Origin of the sequence: Tepidibacter mesophilus (assembly GCF_002724055.1) — a bacterium.
GTDB lineage: Bacteria > Bacillota > Clostridia > Peptostreptococcales > Peptostreptococcaceae > Tepidibacter_A > Tepidibacter_A mesophilus.
The window spans coordinates 1-252 of record NZ_BDQY01000096.1 but is presented as its reverse complement, the minus strand read 5'-3'; the positions used below and the strand labels follow the sequence as shown (position 1 = coordinate 252).

The following is a 252-nucleotide window of genomic DNA, read 5'->3' as shown; positions in this document are numbered from 1 at the left end:
TGGCCCCTTGGTCAAGCGGTTAAGACACCGCCCTTTCACGGCGGTAACAGGGGTTCGATTCCCCTAGGGGTCACCATTAATAATTGGGCTCATAGCTCAGCTGGGAGAGCACCTGCCTTACAAGCAGGGGGTCACAGGTTCGAGCCCTGTTGAGCCCACCAATTATTTGGCCTGGTAGTTCAGTTGGTTAGAATGCCAGCCTGTCACGCTGGAGGTCGAGGGTTCGAGTCCCTTCCAGGTCGCCAAATAATT

The 252-nt window shown here is 55.2% G+C and carries 3 tRNA genes; all 3 read left to right on the top strand.

Annotated elements, in window-relative coordinates:
* The first annotated feature begins 1 nt into the window (after position 1).
* Positions 2-76, top strand: a tRNA-Glu gene (locus Tmeso_RS16130).
* A gap of 9 nt (positions 77-85) precedes the next feature.
* Positions 86-161, top strand: a tRNA-Val gene (locus tag Tmeso_RS16125).
* A gap of 7 nt (positions 162-168) precedes the next feature.
* Positions 169-245, top strand: a tRNA-Asp gene (locus Tmeso_RS16120).
* Positions 246-252: the final 7 nt, after the last annotated feature.